The organism is Stenotrophomonas sp. 21LCFQ19 (assembly GCF_056861425.1).
Genome location: NZ_JBSPUF010000018.1, coordinates 1 through 21,442, shown reverse-complemented (window position 1 = coordinate 21,442; position 21,442 = coordinate 1). Strand labels below are relative to the sequence as shown.

The 21,442-nt window shown below is 63.4% G+C and carries 23 protein-coding genes; 9 read left to right on the top strand and 14 right to left on the bottom strand.

The window, feature by feature from the left end; translation table 11 throughout:
- Positions 1-19 precede the first annotated feature (19 nt).
- The 4 genes from AC13FW_RS17545 to ppsR form a co-directional block, all read right to left on the bottom strand.
- Entirely contained in the window at positions 20-634 is a 615-nt protein-coding gene (locus tag AC13FW_RS17545; protein ID WP_296246528.1) for a CDP-alcohol phosphatidyltransferase family protein, read from the bottom strand.
- Between the two features lie 197 nt (positions 635-831).
- Entirely contained in the window at positions 832-1,320 is a 489-nt protein-coding gene (locus AC13FW_RS17540; RefSeq protein WP_282266280.1) for an NUDIX hydrolase, read from the bottom strand.
- Positions 1,321-1,374: 54 nt separating this feature from the next.
- Positions 1,375-1,881 carry a DUF1249 domain-containing protein gene (locus tag AC13FW_RS17535; protein WP_482989911.1) on the bottom strand — a complete coding sequence of 169 codons (507 nt, stop codon included), beginning with the start codon at positions 1,879-1,881 and terminating at the stop codon, positions 1,375-1,377.
- 283 nt (positions 1,882-2,164) lie between these two features.
- On the bottom strand, positions 2,165-2,986 hold the full coding sequence (ppsR, locus tag AC13FW_RS17530) for a posphoenolpyruvate synthetase regulatory kinase/phosphorylase PpsR (RefSeq protein WP_482989910.1): 822 nt from the start codon (positions 2,984-2,986) through the stop codon (positions 2,165-2,167).
- A gap of 197 nt (positions 2,987-3,183) precedes the next feature.
- Between ppsR and ppsA the strand changes: the two genes are divergently transcribed.
- Positions 3,184-5,559 (top strand): phosphoenolpyruvate synthase, encoded by a 2,376-nt coding sequence (gene ppsA, locus AC13FW_RS17525; protein WP_482989909.1) that lies wholly within the window; start codon positions 3,184-3,186, stop codon positions 5,557-5,559.
- Between the two features lie 387 nt (positions 5,560-5,946).
- Here the strand turns inward: ppsA and AC13FW_RS17520 are convergent, their stop codons facing one another.
- From AC13FW_RS17520 to AC13FW_RS17505, 4 genes are all read right to left on the bottom strand, one after another.
- A complete protein-coding gene (locus AC13FW_RS17520; RefSeq protein ID WP_482989908.1) occupies positions 5,947-8,217 on the bottom strand; it encodes a thiamine pyrophosphate-dependent enzyme in 2,271 nt (756 codons plus the stop codon).
- Positions 8,218-8,276: 59 nt separating this feature from the next.
- Complete coding sequence (locus AC13FW_RS17515) at positions 8,277-8,900, bottom strand: glutathione S-transferase family protein (RefSeq protein WP_482989907.1); 624 nt, start codon at positions 8,898-8,900, stop codon at positions 8,277-8,279.
- A gap of 108 nt (positions 8,901-9,008) precedes the next feature.
- Entirely contained in the window at positions 9,009-9,545 is a 537-nt protein-coding gene (locus tag AC13FW_RS17510; protein WP_482989906.1) for a GNAT family N-acetyltransferase, read from the bottom strand.
- 281 nt (positions 9,546-9,826) lie between these two features.
- A complete protein-coding gene (locus AC13FW_RS17505; protein ID WP_482989905.1) occupies positions 9,827-10,660 on the bottom strand; it encodes a glycine zipper 2TM domain-containing protein in 834 nt (277 codons plus the stop codon).
- 175 nt (positions 10,661-10,835) lie between these two features.
- On the opposite strand from AC13FW_RS17505, the gene AC13FW_RS17500 reads away from it, so the two are divergent.
- Positions 10,836-11,057 carry a DUF6116 family protein gene (locus tag AC13FW_RS17500; RefSeq protein WP_062166057.1) on the top strand — a complete coding sequence of 74 codons (222 nt, stop codon included), beginning with the start codon at positions 10,836-10,838 and terminating at the stop codon, positions 11,055-11,057.
- Between the two features lie 3 nt (positions 11,058-11,060).
- Complete coding sequence (locus AC13FW_RS17495) at positions 11,061-11,822, top strand: TatD family hydrolase (RefSeq protein WP_482989904.1); 762 nt, start codon at positions 11,061-11,063, stop codon at positions 11,820-11,822.
- 128 nt (positions 11,823-11,950) lie between these two features.
- On the opposite strand, the gene AC13FW_RS17490 is transcribed toward AC13FW_RS17495, so the two are convergent.
- Positions 11,951-12,742 (bottom strand): tRNA threonylcarbamoyladenosine dehydratase, encoded by a 792-nt coding sequence (locus AC13FW_RS17490; RefSeq protein WP_296246551.1) that lies wholly within the window; start codon positions 12,740-12,742, stop codon positions 11,951-11,953.
- A 130-nt stretch (positions 12,743-12,872) separates the two neighbouring features.
- Here AC13FW_RS17490 and AC13FW_RS17485 point away from each other — a divergent pair, with 130 nt between their 5' ends.
- Positions 12,873-13,310 (top strand): cytochrome c, encoded by a 438-nt coding sequence (locus AC13FW_RS17485; protein ID WP_296246553.1) that lies wholly within the window; start codon positions 12,873-12,875, stop codon positions 13,308-13,310.
- Positions 13,311-13,421: 111 nt separating this feature from the next.
- Positions 13,422-13,919 (top strand): glycine zipper 2TM domain-containing protein, encoded by a 498-nt coding sequence (locus tag AC13FW_RS17480; RefSeq protein ID WP_282271585.1) that lies wholly within the window; start codon positions 13,422-13,424, stop codon positions 13,917-13,919.
- Positions 13,920-13,991: 72 nt separating this feature from the next.
- Here AC13FW_RS17480 and AC13FW_RS17475 read toward each other — a convergent pair whose 3' ends face one another.
- On the bottom strand, positions 13,992-14,201 hold the full coding sequence (locus AC13FW_RS17475) for a cold-shock protein (RefSeq protein WP_282271583.1): 210 nt from the start codon (positions 14,199-14,201) through the stop codon (positions 13,992-13,994).
- A 233-nt stretch (positions 14,202-14,434) separates the two neighbouring features.
- Between AC13FW_RS17475 and AC13FW_RS17470 the strand changes: the two genes are divergently transcribed.
- The 3 genes from AC13FW_RS17470 to arsC all read left to right on the top strand — a co-directional run bounded on the left by AC13FW_RS17470 (position 14,435) and on the right by arsC (position 16,537).
- Positions 14,435-14,920 (top strand): DUF456 domain-containing protein, encoded by a 486-nt coding sequence (locus tag AC13FW_RS17470; protein WP_282271581.1) that lies wholly within the window; start codon positions 14,435-14,437, stop codon positions 14,918-14,920.
- Between the two features lie 123 nt (positions 14,921-15,043).
- Positions 15,044-16,183, top strand: a complete 1,140-nt coding sequence (locus AC13FW_RS17465) for a phospholipase A (protein ID WP_482989903.1) — start codon at positions 15,044-15,046, stop codon at positions 16,181-16,183.
- A 3-nt stretch (positions 16,184-16,186) separates the two neighbouring features.
- A complete protein-coding gene (arsC, locus tag AC13FW_RS17460; protein ID WP_296246558.1) occupies positions 16,187-16,537 on the top strand; it encodes an arsenate reductase (glutaredoxin) in 351 nt (116 codons plus the stop codon).
- A gap of 55 nt (positions 16,538-16,592) precedes the next feature.
- Here the strand turns inward: arsC and AC13FW_RS17455 are convergent, their stop codons facing one another.
- The gene (locus tag AC13FW_RS17455) at positions 16,593-17,126 is read right to left on the bottom strand and encodes a DsbA family protein (protein WP_482989902.1); all 534 of its coding nucleotides are present in this window, start codon (positions 17,124-17,126) and stop codon (positions 16,593-16,595) included.
- A 187-nt stretch (positions 17,127-17,313) separates the two neighbouring features.
- Between AC13FW_RS17455 and AC13FW_RS17450 the strand changes: the two genes are divergently transcribed.
- On the top strand, positions 17,314-18,423 hold the full coding sequence (locus tag AC13FW_RS17450) for a sterol desaturase family protein (protein ID WP_296246561.1): 1,110 nt from the start codon (positions 17,314-17,316) through the stop codon (positions 18,421-18,423).
- An 87-nt stretch (positions 18,424-18,510) separates the two neighbouring features.
- Here the strand turns inward: AC13FW_RS17450 and AC13FW_RS17445 are convergent, their stop codons facing one another.
- From AC13FW_RS17445 to AC13FW_RS17435, 3 genes are all read right to left on the bottom strand, one after another.
- A complete protein-coding gene (locus tag AC13FW_RS17445; protein ID WP_482989901.1) occupies positions 18,511-19,146 on the bottom strand; it encodes a glutathione S-transferase family protein in 636 nt (211 codons plus the stop codon).
- 290 nt (positions 19,147-19,436) lie between these two features.
- Positions 19,437-19,754: a hypothetical protein gene (locus tag AC13FW_RS17440; protein WP_482989900.1), complete on the bottom strand. Its 318-nt coding sequence runs from the start codon at positions 19,752-19,754 to the stop codon at positions 19,437-19,439.
- A gap of 74 nt (positions 19,755-19,828) precedes the next feature.
- A complete protein-coding gene (locus AC13FW_RS17435) occupies positions 19,829-21,346 on the bottom strand; it encodes a fumarate hydratase (RefSeq protein WP_282271569.1) in 1,518 nt (505 codons plus the stop codon).
- Between the last annotated feature and the right edge of the window lie 96 nt (positions 21,347-21,442).

Here is a 21,442-nt window from a genome sequence, read left to right as displayed (position 1 = left end):
TGCGATTGCCCTATCGGCGTCAGGGCTTGGGAATCCGCAGCGTCTTGCTGATCATCAGCGAGCCGGACAGTGCAAACAGCAGCACCAGCGGATGCAGCTGCCACGGCCCCAGCTGCCAGCTGCCGCCCCACAGCGCCGGGCCGATCGCATTGAAGTGGGCCGCCAAGGCCAAGACGATGACCAGCGCCAGACTGGTCGGAATCGGCGTGCCTTCGAAGTACGGCACCTTGTCGGACTCACCGGCGATCTCCTCGGCGGTGACGTTGTAACGCGCCAGCCGGCTGACGCCGCAGCAGACGAAGTAGCTCAGGATCAGCCAGTCCCAACCGCCCTGCATGCCGCAGGCATAGGCCAATGCAGCCGGCGCCACACCAAAGGAAATGATGTCGGCCAGCGAATCCAGCTCGCGCCCCAGCGTGGACGAGGACTGGCGCCAGCGCGCAACCCTGCCATCCAGCGCATCGAAGATAAACGCCAGCGGGATCAAGGCCATGCCGAACATCAGGAAGCCGCGCTCGCCGTCCTGCAGGAAGCGCATCGCCGCGAACACCGCGCCGGTGCCGCAGAACGCGTTGCCGAGGGTGAACCAATCCGCGAGCTGGAACTCACGGAGCATCGAGAAATGGCGTTTCATGGGAACTCACGGTGCATGGACCGCAACAGGGTACCGCGAGCACCTGAACAGTGGACAGTACCCGCACCTGGCCAGTTTGCCCGGTGTGCGACACACCAGCGCTGGACCCGGACACGTTCGTGTCCGGATCACTCCATCGGCCTCGAAGCCAGTACTGCTCGCCGGAGCGGCCTACATGACACCACTGCAGCAAGCCATTACAGACGCGTGTAACTCCAGGACTGCATACGCCCGTCGCGGTACGGCATCACGCCATGGAACGGGCGCGGGTCCGCGTCGAACACCAATGGCAGGAAGTGGCGGTCGCCCTCCCACAGCGGCAGCGATTCCAGCTGGTCGACCGCAACCCACTCCAGCGTGCCCTCCCGATTAACCTCCATCGGCGTTCCGGTGTAGTCGTCGATGACGAAGATGAAGGCAAACCAGTCTTCGCCATTCTTGCCGAAGCCCGGCCAGCTGATGCTGCCGCGCAGGCGCGTCGTGCCGCATTCAATGCCCGCTTCCTCGCGGATCTCGCGGTGCATGCAGGCAAGGATGTCCTCATCGGCCTCCATCTTGCCGCCCAGCCCGTTGTACTTGCCCAGGTGCATGTCACCGGGCCGGGTGTTGCGGTGGATCATCAAGGCCTTGCTGCCATCGGCAGACAGCACATAGCCAAGCGTGGCCATAATCGGGGTATACGGCATAGCGACAACCGGAACCAAGGGGGCGTGCAGTATGACCGATGAACCGCTCGCGCCTCAGCCGGGCATTACATCCATGCGTCGGATTGGCACGACGGTTTCATCGACACGCCGCAAGGTGGCCACGCTGTGGCCGCGCTCGGCCAGATATTCCAGCCATTTCCCAAGGAAGGTGTTCATGCGCATGCGGTGGCTGATCAGCGCTTCCGGCGGCGGATACATGCCCATCACGTCCTGCCAGCGTCGGCCTACGTAGCAATGCGTGGTTTCGGCCTGACGCGCATCGCGGTACAGCCGTACGAATGCCGATGGATCCGGCTCGCCGGTGACCGGATCGCACAGGTCGTAGGTCATCCGCAGTTCCACCGTGTAGCGGTGGCATTCGATCACATCCAGACGCAGGTCCAGACCATCGCCGATGCTGGAAAGGTGGCTGCCCACGTGCAACCGATCCGGCGCGAACAGGCGCATCAGGTGATCGTGGTTTTCCGCATACAAGCCCATCAGCCAGCCGAGACGGCTGAGTCTGGGGATGCGATCAATGCGGGAAAGTGCGCCTGCCATGGGCCGATCCTACACGCCGAGGCGTGCAAGTGGCATCACCGGTAGTGCCGGGCCATGCTCGGCAGAGGCGTTACACCGGTAGCCCCGAAGTATTGTGGGAACGGCGTCAGCCGCGAAGCTGGCTTCAATGAAGCCACGGCAATACCCGCGACTCTGGTAAACCACCAGCTTCGCGGCTCACGCCGCTCCCACAAGACAAACCAAGGTCAATCAAGGTTTACCGGTAGAGCCTCTGCCGAGCATGGCTCGGCACTACCGGTGGTTTTTTCCAGCAGCCCTTGGCTTAGAACATCACGCGCTGCAGGCTCAGGGTGCTCAGTACCTTGCTGGAGATCTCTTCGATCGAGGTGTGGGTGGTGCTCAGGGTCGGGATCCGCTCCATGCGGAACATGGTCTCGGCTGCGGTGACTTCACGCTTGCAGGTCTCGAAGCTGGCATAGCGCGAATTGGGACGGCGCTCCTGGCGGATCTGCTGCAGTCGCTCGGGGTCGATGGTCAGCCCGAACAGCTTGTTGCGGTACGGACGCAGGCGTGGCGGCAGGCGATCCTGCTCCAGGTCTTCCTCGGTCAAGGGGTAATTGGCCGCACGAATACCGTAATGCAAAGCCAGGTAGATGCAGGTCGGGGTCTTGCCGGCACGCGATACGGCGACCAGCACCACGTCGGCCTCGTCGTAATTCACCGCGATGCCATCGTCGTGGCTCAGCGCAAAATTCATCGCGTTGATGCGGCGATGGTAGGTATCGAAATCCACCATGCCGTGCGCCTGGCCCACCTTGGAGTGCCTGGCTGCGCTCAGCTCCTGCTCCAGCGGCCCGATGAATGGGGCGAAGACATCCAGGACCAGGGCCCCGCTCTCTTCCAGGATCAAGCCGAGGCTGGAATCCACGCAGGAACTGATCACGATCGGGCGCACCTGGTAGCGCTCCCCGGCGGCCCGGATACGCGCCGCCGCCTCGAGCGCCTTGTCGGCATCGTCGACGAACGACATGCGATCAGTAACGAAACTGAAGCCATTGAACTGAGTCAACAGGCTGTGGCCAACGGTCTCGGCAGTAATGCCGGTGCCATCGGAAACATAGAAAACCGGCCGGATTGCCGTCATGAAAGCTCCCTTCAGAGTGTGATCCTGACCTCGGGTCAAGCGTGATGGCCTGGCCTGTCCCGAAAAAGACAAGCACAAGACAAAGTATTGTCACAAGCTTGTGCGGCTTCGGTGTGCACTGCATCATATTGGCTTCTTCCTACGGACGTGGCCATCCCAAGCCCGCCACGGGCGATGGCCTCAACGGAGCATCGCGCTTGAACGAGAATATCCTGTGGTTGCATGAGCTGCGCTTGGCCGACCTGGCCCGCGTAGGTGGCAAAAACTCCTCGCTTGGGGAGATGATCGGCAATCTGGCCGGTCTGGGGGTCTCCGTCCCCGGTGGTTACGCAACCACGTCCGAAGCGTTCAAGGACTTCATTGCCCACAACGACCTGTCCAAGCGCATTTTCGACAAGCTGGCCACGCTGGACGTGGAAGATGTCGCCGCCCTGACCGTTGCCGGCAAGGAAATCCGCGGCTGGGTGATCGATGCCCCGCTGCAGCCGCAGCTGGACAAGGACATCCGTGACGCCTACGCCAAGCTGAGCGCCGAAAATGGCGGCGGTGACATCGCCGTTGCCGTGCGCTCCTCGGCAACCGCCGAAGATCTGCCGGACGCTTCGTTTGCCGGCCAGCAGGAAACCTTCCTCAACGTGACCGGTGCCGACGACGTCGTGCACAAGGTCAAGGAAGTGTTCGCCTCGCTGTACAACGACCGCGCCATCGCCTACCGCGTCCACCACGGCTTCAAGCACGAAGACGTGTTCCTGTCCGCGGGCGTGCAACTGATGGTGCGCTCGGGCGTCGGCTCCTCCGGCGTGCTGTTCACCCTGGACACCGAGTCCGGCTTCCGCGATGTGGTGTTCGTCACCTCTTCGGTTGGCCTGGGCGAAATGGTCGTGCAGGGCGCGGTCAACCCGGACGAGTTCTACGTCTACAAGCCCAGCCTGCATGCCGGCAAGCCGGCGATCCTGCGCCGCTCGCTGGGTTCCAAGGCGATCCGCATGGTCTATTCGGACGTTCCGGGCGAGCGCGTCAAGATCGAGGACACCCCGGTCGAGGTGCGCAACACCTTCTCGATCAGCGATGAGGACGTGCAGGAACTGTCCAAGCAGGCGCTGGTCATCGAAAAGCATTACGGCCGCCCGATGGATATCGAGTGGGCCAAGGACGGCGTCAGCGGCAAGCTGTTCATCGTCCAGGCGCGCCCGGAAACCGTGAAGTCGCGCGCCAAGGCCACCCAGATCGAGCGCTATGCGCTGCAGGAAAAGGGTGAAGTCATTGCCGAAGGCCGCGCCGTTGGCGCCAAGATCGGCGCTGGCGTGGCCCGCGTGGTCAAGTCGCTGGACGACATGGCCCGCGTGCAGCCGGGCGACGTGTTGATCGCCGACATGACCGACCCCGACTGGGAGCCGGTGATGAAGCGCGCGTCGGCCATCGTCACCAACCGTGGTGGCCGTACCTGCCACGCCGCGATCATCGCGCGTGAGCTGGGCGTGCCGGCCGTGGTTGGCTCGGGCAATGCGACCCAGCTGATCCAGGACGGCCAGGAAGTGACCGTCAGCTGCGCCGAAGGCGACACCGGCTTCATCTACGCCGGCAAGCTGGCCTTCGACCGCACCACCACCGATCTGGGCAACATGCCGCCGGCACCGTTGAAGATCATGATGAACGTGGCCAACCCGGAACGTGCCTTCGACTTCGGCCAGCTGCCGAATGCCGGCATCGGCCTGGCCCGCCTGGAAATGATCATCGCCAGCCACATCGGCATCCACCCGAATGCGCTGCTGGAATACGACCGCCAGGACGCTGCCACCAAGAAGAAGATCGACGACAAGATTGCCGGCTACAAGGATCCGGTGAGCTTCTATGTCGACCGCCTGGCCGAGGGCATCGCCACCCTGACCGCCTCGGTCGCACCGAACCCGGTGATCGTGCGTCTGTCGGACTTCAAGTCCAACGAGTACGCCAACCTGATCGGCGGCAACAACTACGAACCGCACGAAGAGAACCCGATGATCGGCTTCCGCGGCGCCAGCCGCTACGTCGACCCGAGCTTCTCCAAGGCCTTCGCACTGGAATGCCAGGCTGTGTTGCGCGTGCGCAACGAGATGGGCCTGGAGAACCTGTGGGTGATGATCCCATTCGTTCGCACCCTGGAAGAAGGCCGCAAGGTGGTGGAAGTGCTCGCCGCCAATGGCCTGAAGCAGGGCGAGAACGGCCTGAAGATCATCATGATGTGCGAAGTACCGTCCAACGCACTGTTGGCCGACGAGTTCCTGGAAATCTTCGACGGCTTCTCGATCGGTTCCAACGACCTGACCCAGCTGACCCTGGGCCTGGACCGCGATTCCTCGATCGTCGCGCACCTGTTCGACGAGCGTAACCTCGCGGTCAAGAAACTGCTGTCGATGGCGATCAAGAGCGCACGTGCCAAGGGCAAGTACGTCGGCATCTGCGGTCAGGGCCCGTCCGATCACCCGGATCTGGCCGAGTGGCTGATGCAGGAAGGCATCGAGTCGGTGTCGTTGAACCCGGATACCGTGGTCGACACCTGGCTGCGCCTGGCCAAGCTGAAAGCCAATAGCTGATCTGGCTGTTGCTGCATGAAAGCAAAGCCCCGCCTTGGCGGGGTTTTGTTTGTCTGCGAAGTGGCGACAGCTTCAGATGGTTGTGGGAGCGATGTAAGCCGCGAGGCTCGCAGCTCCCGACACCCCTAAAAGCCCACCCCTCCCCAACCCTCCCCTTGGCTACGCCAAAGGGAGGGAGCAGAGCCGCGAGGCTCGCAGCTCCCGACACCCCCAAAAGCCCCCCCCTCCCCAACCCTCCCCTTGGCTACGCCAAAGGGAGGGAGCAGAGCTGTAGGAGCGGCGTCAGCCGCGAAGCCACGGATCAGTCGGGTCGCAGGTGTGTTGGTAATTTCAGCATTGCCAGCTTCGCGGTTTACACCACTCCCACAAACACGGGCTGCTAGCGGCTCACACCAACTCCGCCGCCGCAGCCACCACATCGGCATCGCCGGGCAGCACCAGCAAGGCCGCACCAGCCAACGGTGTATAGGTATCCACACCGGTCACCCGGCGCAGCGGCACCTGCCCATGGCCGGCTTCAACCAGGGCGGTGATCACGCCCTCGCCGACGCCGGCACTCTGGCGACCTTCGTCGAGCACGATGATGCGCTTCGCGCCTTTGGCCTGCCCGGCGATATAGCCGGCATTGAGCGGCACCAACCAACGCAGATCGATCACCCGTACCTTCCAGCCATGCTGCTGCTCGATGGTCCTGGCAGCGCGCAATGCCATTGGTACGCCGTTGCCGTAGCTGATGATCAGCAGGTCATCATTGCCTTCGCCGTAAACCCTGCCCTCGCCAAGCGTCAGTGCCTGATCCGGCGCCGGATACGGGAACAGCCATTGGCCATCGCCAGCGGCATGCAGATCCTTGGTCATGTACAGCGCGATCGGCTCCAGGAACACGCAGACCCGCCCGTCGACCTTGGCCAGGGCCGCAAGCGTGCGCAGCATTGCCGCGGCGTCATCGCCGCGCGATGGGCAACCAACCACCAGTCCCGGGATGTCGCGGATGGCAGCGATCGAGTTGTCGTTGTGGAAGTGCCCGCCAAAGCCTTTCTGATAGCCCAGCCCGGCGATGCGGATCAGCATCGGGTTGCGGTACTGGTCATTGGAGAAGAACTGCAGCGAGCAGGCCTCACCGCGCACCTGGTCGGCGGCGTTGTGCAGATAGGCCAGGTACTGGATTTCCGGCAGCGGCAGCATGCCCATGTTGGCGAAGCCCTGGGCCATGCCCAGGATCATGGTTTCGTCGAGCAGGGTATTGAACACCCGGCGCGGGCCGAATGCCTTCTGCAGTCCCTTGGTAACGGTATAGACGCCGCCCTTCTGCGCCACGTCCTCGCCGAACAGCAAAGTCTCCGGGTACTTGGCGAACAGATCGTGCAGCGCCTGGTTGATCTGCACTGCCAGATGCTTGGCCGGCTGGTTCTCCGGCAAGCCAGCCTCGCTGCCGAACACCTGCAGGCGTCGTTCGCTGTAATCGGCGCGCGTCGCCTCGGCCTGCACCTTGTCCGGCGTATACGGCGCCAGCGGCGCGATCACATCCTGCAGCGCGGTCAGGCGTGGGCGTTTGTCGGCATCTTCGGCGGCAGCGAAACAGCGCTGGCGGGTGTGTTCGTACAAGGCCAGCACTTCGGCCTTGTCCATCAGCCCCGATTCCACCGCAACCTGTGCCGAGCGTAGTAGCGGATCGCCCGCTTCAACTGCACACAGCTCCTCCAGCGCCCGCCACTCGATCTCGAAGTCGGTACCGGCATGGCCCATAAGGCGGGTGGTGCGCAGGTGCAGGAAAGTTGGCCGCCGCGTGCGCCGGCAGTGCTCGACCGCACGCTCCACGTCGGCGTAACCGTTGACCAGATCCAGACCATCGGCATGGAAGTAATCCAGCCCCGGGCGATGGCGGAAGCCCTCGGCGATCCAGCCTTCCGGAGTCTTCACCGAGATGCCGATGCCATTGTCTTCGCAGACAAACAGCACCGGCGCTGGCAGCTTCTGGAAGCTGCTCCACGCCGCTGCATTGAACGCCGTCTGGGCGGTGGCGTGATTGGCCGAGGCGTCGCCGAACGAACAGATGGTGATGCTGTCATCGGGAATCGGCAGGCCTTGCCCCAGTCGCTTGCCGGCTTCGATCGCCATTGCCGTGCCCAATGCCTTGGGCAGGTGCGAAGCGATGGTCGAGGTCTGTGGCAGCACCCACAAGGGTTTACTGCCCCACACCTTGTGCCGACCACCGCTGGCCGGGTCGTCCTTGCTGGCTGCAAACGACAGCGCCGAATCCATCACCGGGTCCATGCCCGGCAGCTTGCGAAAGCGCTCGGCCATGAAGCCGCCGGAACGGTAATGCAGGAAGGCCGGATCGGTGTGCCTGGCGGCGCGCGCCACCATCGCATTGCCTTCGTGGCCGGAGGAGCCAATCGTGTAGAAGACCTTGTTCTGCACGCGCAGCACGCGTGCCATCAGGTCCAGATGGCGACTGATCAACTGCGACTCGAACAGCTCACGGAAGCTCTGCGCATCCAGCGTGCTGCCTGGCAGTATGGGTGCGGCCGGTTGCGGCCCTTGTTGCGGACCAGGTGGCAGCGCGCCGACGAATTCGATGAAATTGGTGTCGCAGATCTCAGCGCGGTTCAAGCCCTTCATGCGGGCCGGGATGGGATTCGGTACACGAGCAAACATGCAGACAGACTCCACAGCAAACAGGTGAGACAACGGAATCAAGCATCAACAAGGAGCGCTCAGCCAGCCAGTATCGGCATGAAGCCGGGCTGGGCCTGCACCGCCTGCAACCAGCGCTGGATCGCGGGATACGAGGACAGGCCAATGCCACCATCCTCGGCGACAGCGGTATACGCAAACAGCGCGATATCGGCCACGCCGTAGTCGGGGCCGGTAAACCAGGGATTGCCCTGCAGGTGGCGCTCCATCACTGCCAGCGCATCATGGCCGCGCTCGCGCAGGCGCGGTAGTTCAGCGCGGCGCGGCGAATCGGTGGGCGTCCAGATGCTGATGAAACGCGCAACGGCGATGTACGGCTCATGGCTGTATTGCTCAAAGAACATCCACGACAAGGCCTGCGCCCGCTGCCATCCATCACTTGGCAGATAAGGCGTGCCTTCGGCCAGCCAGAACAGGATGGCATTGGATTCGGTCAGCACCCGCCCATCGGCGCGCTGCACCAACGGCACCTTCCCGTTGGGATTGAGGGCGAGGAACTCCGGGGTACGGGTCTGGCCTTCGGCGCTGTTGACCTCGACCCATTCATAGCGCGTCCCCATCTGCTCCAGCAGCAGCCGCACCTTGTGGCAGTTGCCCGACGTGGACATGCCATACACCCGCAACCCAGCACCCGAAAAACTCACTGATCCGCTCCCTGCTACCGAATGGCAGACGACAGCCTCCATCTGAACGGATCACAGGCATCGCGGTAAAGCTGCGACCGCAGCAAAGTGCGCTCTCAACGTGTGCTCTCAGCGTTGCGACATCCACTGCTGGCGGGATTGGCCCCACACATCCACCGCGATATCGGCCGGTGCCGGCAAGCGCGCCTGCCGCAGCAAGGTCGCGCCCAGCTTTTGCGCCACCACCACCGAACTGGTGTTGGCCGGCACGATGGTATGGATCACTTCCTGCCAACCCAGCGTATCGAACGCCCAGTCGATGCTCGCCCGCGCTGCTTCCGGCGCATAACCACGGCCCCAGAATTCCGAAGCGATGCCCCAGCCCACTTCGGTGCCCGGCCAGCCATGCGGCTGCCAAGGCCCGACCCGCCCGATCCAGCGTCCGCTGCTCTTTTCGATCACCGAGAACATCGAATACCCGAGCAGCTGCCAGCTGCCAGTCAGCGCCGCCAAGCTGCGCCACGCCACCGAAGGCACCTGCACGCCGCCAAGATGCAGCATGGTCTGGGGATCGGCGCAGAACGCAGAGAAGGCGTCGAAGTCTTCGGCGGCCGGTGGTCGCAGCAGCAGGCGCTCGGTTTCCAGTCGCAGGTCGAAAACACTCATCGCGGTTCCAGTGTGCAGGTAAACAAGGACGCCGAGCTTGCGCCTGCCACCCCAACTGGTCAAACAGGCGCTGCCTTGCTGGCGCTCGTTTGTGGGAGCGGCGTAAGCCGCGAAGCTGACACCGTTCGCTCGGTGAAGGGGTTTTCGCGCCGCCCGATAGCGTGCAGGCTTCGCGGCTTACGCCGCTCCCACAAAACAATAAAAAATCCGATGCCAGAGGTCTGGCATCGGATTCCGGTTGACTCAACTGCTGAAGAAAGCAGGTTTACGGCTTGCGACGCTTACTGGCGGCTGTCCGTCGGTGCCATCGCCGCGGTCTGCGTGACCAGCTGACCGTCGATCACCGGCAGGCGATCACTGGCCGGCTTGTCCTGCATGCGCACGGTCTTTTCCGCGCCCTCATAGCGATAGGTCACGTCGTAACCGATGGTCTGGTTGGCGTTGCCCAGCGACACACGCTCACCCGGACGGCTGTCCATGCGCATCGTGCCGGTGCTGCCATCGGGCTTGCGGTAGCTGACGTTGTAGCCGGTGATACGGCTGGACTCGGCAGTGCGCTGTTCGGTGTGGCACTGGCGCTCGGTGCGGTTGACCACACGGCCACCAACGTGGCGCTTGTCGACCTGGTTGCCGATCACGCCACCCGCCACGGCACCTGCCGCGGTAGCTGCCTTCTTGCCGTTACCGCCGCCAACCTGGTTGCCGAGCAGGCCGCCGATCAGCGCACCGGCGACCGTACCGCCAACATTGCCGTCACGCTCGGGCAGGCGCTCCTGCACCACCACGTCCTCGCAGACTTCGTGCGGGGTGCTGGTGGTGGAGGTTTCGCGGATCGGGTCGCTGCCGGTGACCGTGCCGTAGACGCGTTCCTTCTGGGTCACCGGAGCGACCTTGAGCACGTCGGCGTACTGCAGCTGCGGCTCGGCCGGAGTCTCTACCTTGCCGGTAACGGCGGCATCGTCCACCAAAGGCGAGTTGTCCAGCACCGGGCGTGCTTCCTCGACCAGCGGGGCGGTGCTGGCCTTGTCGCGGCCCTGCATGAAGGCGGCGGTGGCGATGCCACCTACCAGCAACGCGCCGGCGGCAACCAAAACGGTCGTGGTTGTGCTCTTCATGATCTGTCTCCGTGCGGCTGCCCGCGTGTGTGTTGGGAGGATTCCAGCATGGATAAGCTGAACAGAGGCCAGTATTTCTGTCAGCTCCCTATCGAAATCATTCAACTCATCGCAATATTCAGGCTGCTGGGCCTGATCTACGGGACAGTCTGAACCCTTTTCATCTGGATACGCCATGTCGAGCATGATGTTGTCGCCGTTTCTGGAATGGGCACGCAAACTGCGCTACCCCACCCTGTTCAAGCTGACCGGTGCGCTGTTCGTCATCAGCATGCTGCTGCCCGACCCGATTCCGTTTGTCGATGAGATCCTGTTTGGCCTGAGCACCTTGCTGCTCGCCAACTGGAAGCGACGCAAGGACCCGGCCGAGCCGCCGATACTGCCGGGCAAGCGCTGAGCCGTGCAGCTGATCGACAGCCACTGCCATCTGGATGCAGCTGAATTCGACATTGACCGCAAGGCGGTGATCGCCCGCGCCCGTGCAAGCGGCGTGGGTGTGCAGATCGTGCCGGCGGTGACCGCAGCCAGTTGGCCCAAACTGCGCGAGGTGTGCGCAGCTGATGCAGGCCTGCATCCGGCCTACGGCCTGCACCCGATGTTCCTGCCTGAGCACCGTCCCGAACACCTGCAGCAGCTGCGCGGCTGGGTGGAACGCGAGTCACCCTGTGCCATCGGTGAATGCGGGCTGGATTTCTTCGTCGATGACCTCGACCCGGAAGCACAGCGCCTGTATTTCCAGGGCCAACTGGAATTGGCGCGGGACGCCCAGCTGCCACTGATCGTGCATGCGCGCCGCGCCCTGGATGAAGTGATCCTGCGCATCCGCCGCGTTGGCGGACTCAGCGGCGTGGTGCATAGTTTCTCCGGCAGTCCGGAGCAGGCCAGGCAGCTATGGGACCTGGGCTTCATGATCGGCCTTGGCGGCCCCATCACCTACACCCGCGCCAACCGTCTGCGCGGCCTGGTGACGCAGATGCCGCTGGAGTTCCTGCTGCTGGAAACCGATGCGCCGGATCAACCGGATGCCGACATCCGCGGCCAACGCAACGAGCCTTCGCGGCTGCGGCAGATTCTCGATACCGTTGCTGAACTGCGCCAGCAACCGGCGGCGGATATTGCCGCGCAGACCACGGCAAATGCAGAGCGGCTATTCGGGTTATAGGTGTGATTGTGGGAGCGGCGTAAGCCGCGAAGCCACAGGTCAGCCAGATCACGAACACCCTGGCATTTTCAGCAATGCCAGCTTCGCGGCTGACGCCGCTCCCACAAACCACAGCCGCCCGCCTACTTTTACACGCGGTTCTTCAGCAGCATCTCCAGCGCCTTGCCCACCGCCACGAATGCGAACGCACCGGTGATGTGCGTTGCCGCGCCCAGGCCGCCACCGCAATCCAGCTTCAAGGCCTCATCCGGGCCCAGGTTCGGGCGGATGCCACAGACGCTGCCATCAGCCTGCGGGTATTTCACGTTTTCCAGCGAATACACCGCCGGCACGCCGAAGTAGCGCTTTGCGCTCTTGGGGAAGTTGAACTCGCTGCGCAGCTTCTTGCGGATCAGCGCCATCATCGCGTCATGCTCGGTACGCGATACGTCGCGCACCCGTACCAGGGTTGGATCGGTACGCCCGCCAGCCGCGCCAATGGTGATCATCGGCAGCTTGCGTCGGCGGCACCAGGCGATGGTCTCCACCTTCACCCGGAAGCTGTCACAGGCGTCGATCACCAGATCAAACCCACGGTCCAGCAACTCAGCCATGTTGGCTGGGGTCAGGAACGACTCCACCGCCTCGACCTGGACATCCGGGTTGATCGCACGGCAGCGTTCAGCCATCGCCACAGACTTGTTGCGACCGTATTGCCCAGCCATCGCCGGCAGCTGGCGATTGGTGTTGGACACGCAGATATCGTCGGCGTCGATCAGGCTCAAGTGACCCACCGCCGAGCGCACCAGCGCTTCAACGATCCACGAGCCGACCCCACCCATGCCAACCACGGCGACCTTGCAGCCGCTCAGATGGGTGATGGTGCCTGCCCCGTACAGCCGGTCGATGCCGGCAAAGCGCTCACGCAATTCTTCTTTCATCGGCCCATTTTAAGGCCTGCCCCGGACCTGCGGCGAGTCGGGTAGCAGCACGATGACACGGGCTTCGCTTGTGCCGCTGCATAATGCCCGGCAGTCGAACCCCTTTGCCACGTAGCCTGGAGCCAACGCAATGTCCGACCCTGCACCCGTCCGCCCCCCATCCAAAGCCTCGCGATACCTCTTCGTGCTGCTCGCCGGCCTGCTGATCGGCGTGATCGCCACCGTGATGGGCATGCGCGCCATCCAGGCCCGCCAGGATCACTTCCCGGACAGTCTGATGACGGTCATGGCCAAGCAGGCCCAGTTGCTGGATGAGAGCCGGAAGCAGAACCGCTGCAGCGTCACCGACAGCACACCACGCCTGCAGACGCTGCGGGCACTGGCCAACGACCTGGAGACCGCCTTCCCGGGTCTGCGTGATGACGAGCGCTTCCAGCAACACGCCAGCCGCTATCGCGCCACCTTGAACGATGCATTGGCCAAGCCGCCTGCAGACTGCGCAGCGTTGGCTGCTGCGGTGCAAAAAATCGGCAGCGACTGCAAGTCGTGCCATCAGGACTTCAAGTAAGCAAACTGCGTTTTCACATGTGATTGGCCCTCCATTCACATGCAAAACCGCAGGATCTTCGCCGCGGGTCACTCAGTTGTACCCACTTTCAATCTGGCAAGGAGAAACACCATGAAGATCCAACTGATCGCTGCAGGCGCAATTGCCAGTCTGGCGCTGGCCGGTTGCGCTACCTCCCCCGGTTACGGTGGTGGCTACAACAACGGCGGCTACAACAATGGTGGTAACTACGGCAACAACAACGGCTACAACCAGAACCGTTGCACCGACTGCGGCATCGTCACCCGCATCGATACCGTCGCCTCCGGCCGCACCGCGCCCAGCGCAACCGGCGCCATTCTGGGCGGCATCGTCGGCGCAGTCGCCGGCCACGAGATCTCCGACAAGACCGGCGGCAGCAAGGGCAACCAGAACATCGCCGCCGTCGCAGGCGCGGTTGGTGGCGCCATGGCCGGTAACAAGATCCAGCAGAACGTCACCGGCAACTCCTATGACATCCAGGTGCGCATGGACGATGGCCGCGTGATCGTGGTCAACCAGAAGGACCTGGGCGGTATCCGCGAGAACACCTATGTGCGCGTGGTCAACGGCCGCGTGGTACTCCGCTGAGCCGTTCCCGTCACCGCTGACGGAGAAAGGCCCGCTTGCGCGGGCCTTTCTTTTGACTGCACGACCGCCGGATCAGGCCGGCTGTACGGCGTCAGCCTGCAGGCCCTTCTGGCCCTGCACAACGGTAAAGGTGACCTTCTGGCCTTCCTTCAGGCTTTTGAAGCCATCGGTCTGGATGGCGCGGAAGTGCACGAACACGTCCTCACCATTTTCGCGGCTGATGAAGCCGAAGCCCTTGGCGTCGTTGAACCACTTGACGGTACCGGTTTCGCGATCAGACATCTCGACTTACTCCCTGTAGCTCTTTCGTTTGATGGTTACGCCCGGTGAGGCGGCTGGTTGCAAGGAGGAAGCGAGGTGCAGCGATGCAGCAAATCCTTGGATCTACCCATCAGGCCACGATTCACGGTGACCTTGCCAAGCTCAGCGGCTGCAACTTAACTCGGGGCTAAATAAATTGCAACACCGGCACATGCATTAAAGTCAACCCCTATACGACCCCCTTCAGAGCACACATGGACTATTCATTCATCTTCTATCTGGTTGGCGCCCTGCTGGTCCTGGTCGGCATCGCCGGCATCATCCTGCCCGCGCTGCCGGGGGTGCCGCTGGTGTTCGTCGGCTTGCTGCTGGCCGCCTGGGGCGACGGCTTCAACCGGGTCGGCTGGCTGCCCCTGGTGGTACTGGGCGTATTGACGGTCATCTCGATCATCGTGGATGTGATCTGCACCGTCGCTGGCGCCAAGAAGGTGGGCGCCAGCAAGCTGGCCCTGATCGGCTCGGCGATAGGTACGGTGGTCGGCCTGTTCTTCATGCCGATCGGTCTGTTCGTAGGTCCGTTCCTCGGCGCTCTCGGCGGTGAGTACCTGCACGGCCGCCAGCTCGGCCAGGCCACCAAGGTCGGGCTCGGCACCTGGCTGGGCATCGTCCTCGGGGTCGCACTCAAGCTGGGCCTGGCAGTCGCCATGGTCGGCGTGTTCGCCATTGCCTGGTTCTTCTGAACGCCACCCTGACTCCACGTGGACAGGGTAATCACCGACAATCCTCAACTTGCCACTGATGCCGGCGTGCAATTTCCCCCGATTGCCCCGGCCCGGCCACCCCACAGCGACCGGATGGAACCCATGCAAACACACGCTCTTCGCCATGCCCTGCTGCTCATCCTGAGCGGTGCCAGCACTTCGGCTCTCGCGCAGGAATCGATGCCAACCCCCGCCTCGCCGCAGGCCTGCTTCGCGCTTGAGACCGATGCCACCCGCCTGGCCTGCTACGACAGCGCACTCGGCCGCACCCCCACCGACACCCGTGCAGCCGATGCCGCGGCCGCCGCTGCACAGCAGGCGCGCAAGGAGGCCAAGGCTACTGCCAAGGAACTGGACCAGCCACTACCACGCCGCAACGAGCTGTTCGCGCATGACGAACTGGATTCGGCAGCCGCCAATGCCGGCCGCGGCTCCTTGCTGGACAGCCGCTGGGAGCTGGCCAAGGACTCCAAGCTGGGCCTGTTCCAGCTGCGCGCCTACAAACCGGTGTATCTGTTGCCGGCCTTCTGGAGCAGCAAGCCCAATGAGATGCCGCACTCGCCCAACCCCAACAACACCGTCACCCAGGCCGAGGAGCTGGACAGCACCGAGCTGAAGTTCCAGCTCAGCTTCAAGACCAAGGTCACCGAGAACCTGTTCGGCGACAACGGCGATATCTGGGTTGGCTATACCCAGAGCTCGCGCTGGCAGGCCTACAACAGTGAACTGTCGCGACCGTTCCGCGAAACCAACTACGAACCCGAGGTGATGCTGACCTTCCGCAACGGCTACTCGCTGTTTGGCTGGAACGGGCGCATGACCGGCTTCAGCCTCAACCATCAATCCAATGGCCGCAGCGATCCACTTTCGCGCAGCTGGAACCGGGTGGTGATGAACGTCGGCCTGGACCGTGAGAACTGGGCGATCATGCTGCGCCCCTGGTACCGCATTCCGGAAGGTCGACGCGACGACAACAATCCGGACATCGAGGACTACATGGGCCGCGGTGACGCCACCTTGGTCTACAACCGCAACGGCCATGAGCTGGCCATCACCGGCCGCCACTCATTGCGCAGCGGTGATCGCTCGCATGGCTCGCTGCAGATGGACTACGGCTTCCCGATCAACAAGCTGCTGCGCGGCCATGTACAGGTATTCGATGGCTACGGCGAGAGCATGATCGACTACAACCACCGCGCCACCTACATCGGCCTTGGCGTGTCCCTGCTGGAGTGGTTCTGAACAATGAAAGCGACCATCTGGCACAACAACCGCTGTTCCAACTCACGCGGCGCGCTGGCGCTGCTGCAGGAAGCCGGTGTCGACGTCGAGGTCATCAACTACCTCGACAACCCGCCCACGGCTGCCCAGCTGCGCACGCTGCTGGAGGCCATGGGCATGCCTGCCCGCGACTTGCTGCGCAGCAAGGAGACCGCCTACGCCGAGCTTGGGCTGGCCGCCAAACTCGATGACGAGGCGGCACTGGTCGAAGCGATGAGTCAGCACCCGACGCTGATCAATCGCCCGATCGTGCGGACCGCCAAGGGCACGGCCCTGTGCCGCCCACCAGAAACTGTGCTCAGCCTCATCAGCTGAGCCACGATATCTGCAACACCTGCCGTGGCGCCGCCGTGGCGTGCGCCAGGCAGCCTCAGCTGCGCTTGGCGCCGGCCTGGACGATGGCTTCGTAAAGCTCTTCGAAGCTCTGCCTGGGCTGGAACAATTCGCCATTGATGAAGAAACTGGGCGTGCCAGTGACACCGCTGCCCATGCCGCTCTCGATATCATGCTGTATCCGCAGCAGATTGCTGCTGCCGTCCATCGCTGCGGCCAAGCCTTCTTCCGGCAAGCCCAGTTCACGCATCAACTCGCGATAGACCACCTCGCCCAGCTGCTGCTGGTTGCGGAACAGTGCGTCATGCGCATCCCAGAACCTGCCATGGGCAGCGGCATACTCGGCAGTGATCGCCGCAGGTAACGCCTGCGGGTGCGCCTGCACCAGCGGGAAGTGGCGAAATACCAGGCACAAGCCTTCGCCAAAGCGCTGCTGCAGGCGCTTGACCAGCGAAAAAGCCTCACCGCAGGACGGGCATTGGAAGTCGGCATATTCAACCAGCACGACCGGCTCATCCAGGCTGCCCTGGATGTGATCCGTCGTGCTCACCGGAACCGTCAATCCACTCATCCATTCACTCCTGGTAATTGCCGCCAGCCCAGCCGGCAAACGCATGGCCTGACTGCTGTCTGGTCCATGCCACGCTACTCGCCCAAGCGCGCAGCGGGCGTGAAGTCGGCCCGCCGAGCGCATCCCCCTACTTCCGCCGTTCAGCAGACACAGGCAGAATCCGCTCACCAACGACAGGAAGTCCGCAATGGCCCATGCCCGCCGCTCATTCTTTGCCTACGGCTCCGCCCTGCTCGGTGTGCTGAGCCTGCTCGCAGTCGCCTGCTTCCACTTCCCCGAACTGCTGACCAGCCGCGAGTTCCGCGCTGTCTACAACGAACAGTTTGCCCGCCATATGCTGCTGGTCGGGCTGGCCGCTGCATTCATCATGGGAACTGTCGCGATCCTGCGTGATCGCAACAAGCGGGTAGCCACCCTTGGCGTGGGCACGGCAACCGTGGCGGTACTGCTGGGCGGCACCAACGTGCAGTTCGACGCCATCGGCAAGACCCCTTACTCCCTGGGCCTGGATTGGTTCGTGCTGTCGCTGTTCTTCTCGGCGCTGGTGTTCGTGCCGCTGGAGCGCTATCTGGGCAAACGCGAGCTGTCGCCGCTGCGCCCCGGCTGGCGCACCGATGTGGCCTACTTCTTCATGAGCCACGTGCTGGTGCAGTTCATCCTGATCCTGGTGACCGCTTCCACCTCGACCATCGCCGGGCTGGCAGCCTTCCCCTCGTTGAAGGCAGCCATCCAGTCACTTCCGGTGTGGGCACAATTCCTGATCGCAGTCTTTGTCGCCGACATGGCGCAGGCGCTGCTGCACCGCGCTTATCACAACATCCCCTGGCTCTGGCGCTTCCACGCCGTGCACCACTCCAGCCGGCACATGGACTGGCTGGCCGGCTCACGCGTGCACTTTGTCGAGATCGTGTTGACCCGCAGTGCGGTGTTGTTGCCGCTGCTGGTCCTTGGCTTCTCCACCCCGGCGGTGAATGCCTACGTGATCCTGGTCGGCCTGCAGGCGGTTCTCGCACACGCCAATCTCGGCATCCGCTTCGGCTGGCTGGAATACCTGCTGGTACTGCCGCGCTACCATCACTGGCACCACGCCCGGCAGCAGGACTACGTCGACGTCAACTACGCCATCCACCTGCCACTGGTGGACATGCTGATGGGCACCTTCAAGCTACCGCGCGATCAAGCCCAATGGCCACAGGAATATGGCGTGATGAAGCTGGAGACGGTGCCGAACGGCATCATCAAACAGCACCTGATGCCGTTCCAGGGCGGGCGCAAGTTCGAGGACCACGTCGATTGAGCGATCCGCACCGGCTGTTGTACGAGCGGCGCTGGGTGGCCTCGGGCCATAAGCCGCGAAGCCACCAATGTCACCGCAGCACCACGCTCACAACCAATCACTGATCCCCTCAAGCCGATAGACCTCGGTAAACGCCGGCCGCGCCTTCATCCGCGCCGCGTGCGCAGCCAGCACCGGCCAGCTGTCGGTAGGGCGCGGCATGTTGCGGCTCCAGCGCATCAGCATGGTCAACATGAAATCGACGACGCTCAGCTGGTCGCCCAGAACATGGGGGCCATGTGCTTCCAGATGATCAGCCATCTGCTGCCAGGCTGCCTCCAACTGCAGCCGGGCCCGCTGCTTCACTTCCTCCGCATGCAACTCACCAGCCGGCTCCTGCGGATAGAACCAGGCGCGATAGGCTGGCATCAAGGTGTACACGCAGAAACACATCCAACGGTAATAGTCACCGCGCGCGGCACTGCCCGGCGCGGGTGCCAGCCCTGCCTGCGGGTGCAGATCGGCGAGATGCATGGCAATGGCAGCGGACTCGGTCAGTACCTGTCCATCCAAGATCAGCGCAGGCACGCGGCCGGCAGGATTGATCGCCAGGAACTCCGCTGACTTCTGTTCGCCACGCTCAAAATCCAGTTGGCGCAACTCATGCACGATACCAAGCTCGATCAGCAGCCAATGCACCACCAACGAAGCAGTGCTTTGCGATCCGTACAGAACAACCGACATGCGCTGGGTTCCCGGCTGGAAAAACACATTCTAACCAGGCCAGACACCGCACTTGTAGGAGCGGCGTAAGCCGCGAAGCTGATGAAGCAACCGCTGCAGCAACAGCAAAGATCAAAAGCACCCCTCTCCAACCCTCCCCTTGCCTGCGGCAAAGGGAGGTAGCAGACGCCGCGCCGCCGTGCTTTCGTGGCAGCGGCGTAGGCTGCGGAGCTGATGATTTGATGGCTTCCCGGGAAAGCCTCTGCCGAGCATGGCTCGGCACTACAGGTGCGTCGCAGCTATCGGCTGGTTCAGTTGCAGCTGTTCATGCAACTGTTCAAGCGTTCGCCACACACCGACGCGGCAGACCTGTTCTGGCAGAACGCCTGTGAAGTCTGGCAGGCACCGCGCAGCTCCGGATTGGCGATCTTGTCACACTGATTGTTGCGGTTCGCTTCACCGCAGTCGCCGTAACTGCGCGGGTTGGCATTGCAGCGCTGATAGGCGTTCTGGCAATACGTCACGCAGGCTGCGGGATCGTTGCGCGGCGCACCCTCCCAACCGCCGCCGCTCGCACAGGCGGCAAGCAACAACACCATCGGAACAAGCACCCATGTGAACCTGCGCATCGGACAATCCCTGGAAACGACGACGGCCCGAGCATAGCCCGGGCCGTCGTGGCATCACCAGTGACAGCGATCGATTACTCGACGATCACCGGAATCTTGCCAATGCGGGCCTGCCATTCGCGCGGACCGGTCTTGTGCACCGACTCGCCGGTGGAGTCGACCGCCACGGTCACCGGCATGTCCTGCACGGTGAACTCATAGATGGCTTCCATGCCAAGGTCGGCGAAGCCGACGACCTTGGAGGCCTTGATCGCCTTGGACACCAGATAGGCCGAGCCACCAACCGCCATCAGGTAGGCCGACTTGTTGTCGCGGATCGCCTCGATCGCCGCCGGGCCGCGCTCGGCCTTGCCGACCATGCCCAGCAGGCCGGTCTGTTCCAGGATCTGGCGGGTGAACTTGTCCATGCGGGTGGCGGTGGTCGGGCCGGCCGGACCCACCACTTCGTCACGCACCGGATCGACCGGGCCGACGTAATAGATGAAGCGGCCCTTCAGGTCCACCGGCAGCTGCTCACCCTTGTTGAGCATTTCGACCATGCGCTTGTGCGCGGCGTCGCGGCCGGTCAGCAGCTTGCCGTTGAGCAGCAGGGTCTGGCCCGGCTTCCATGCAGCCACTTCTTCCGGGGTGATGTTGTCCAGATCGACGCGGGTGCCCTTGGACGCGTCGTAGGTCAGCTTGGGCCAGTCTTCCAGCGACGGCGGGTCCAGCATCACCGGGCCACTGCCATCCAGGGTGAAATGCGCGTGGCGGGTAGCGGCGCAGTTCGGGATCATCGCGATGGGCAGGTTGGCGGCGTGGGTCGGGAAATCCTTGACCTTGATGTCGAGCACCGTGGTCAGGCCACCCAGGCCCTGCGCGCCGATGCCCAGTGCATTGACCTTCTCGTACAGCTCCAGGCGCAGCTCTTCGGCACGATTGGAGGCGCCGCGGGCCTGCAGGTCGGTGATGTCGATCGGCTCCATCAGCGATTCCTTGGCCAGCAGCATCGCCTTTTCGGCAGTACCGCCGATGCCGATGCCGAGCATGCCCGGCGGGCACCAGCCAGCGCCCATGGTCGGCACGGTCTTGAGCACCCAGTCAACGATGGAATCGGACGGGTTGAGCATGGCGAACTTGCTCTTGGCCTCCGAACCGCCACCCTTGGCGGCGACGATCACATCGACCGTATTACCCGGCACGACCTTGACGTTGACCACGCCCGGGGTGTTGTCCTTGGTATTGGTGCGCTTGCCGGCCGGGTCAGCCAGCACCGAGGCGCGCAGCTTGTTGTCCGGGTAGGCGTAGGCGCGGCGGATGCCCTCGTTGGCCATGTCCTCGACACCCATGGTGGCATCGTCCCAGCGCACGTTCATGCCGATTTCCAGGAACACGGTGACGATGCCGGTGTCCTGGCAGATCGGCCGATGGCCTTCGGCGCACATGCGCGAGTTGATCAGGATCTGGGCAATGGCCTCTTTGGCCGCCGGCGACTCTTCGCGCTCATAGGCAGCGGAGAGGTTCTTGATGTAGTCGACCGGGTGGTAGTACGAGATGTACTGCAGTGCGTCGGCGACGGACTGGATGAGGTCTTCCTGCTTGATCGATGTCACGGCTTGCTCGCTTGCTGAAGGCTGGCGGGGGTTCAGCCCACCATTTTACGCCTTGCCGCGGCGCAGTGCTGCCCGACTTTGGGCGTGTGGGAGCGG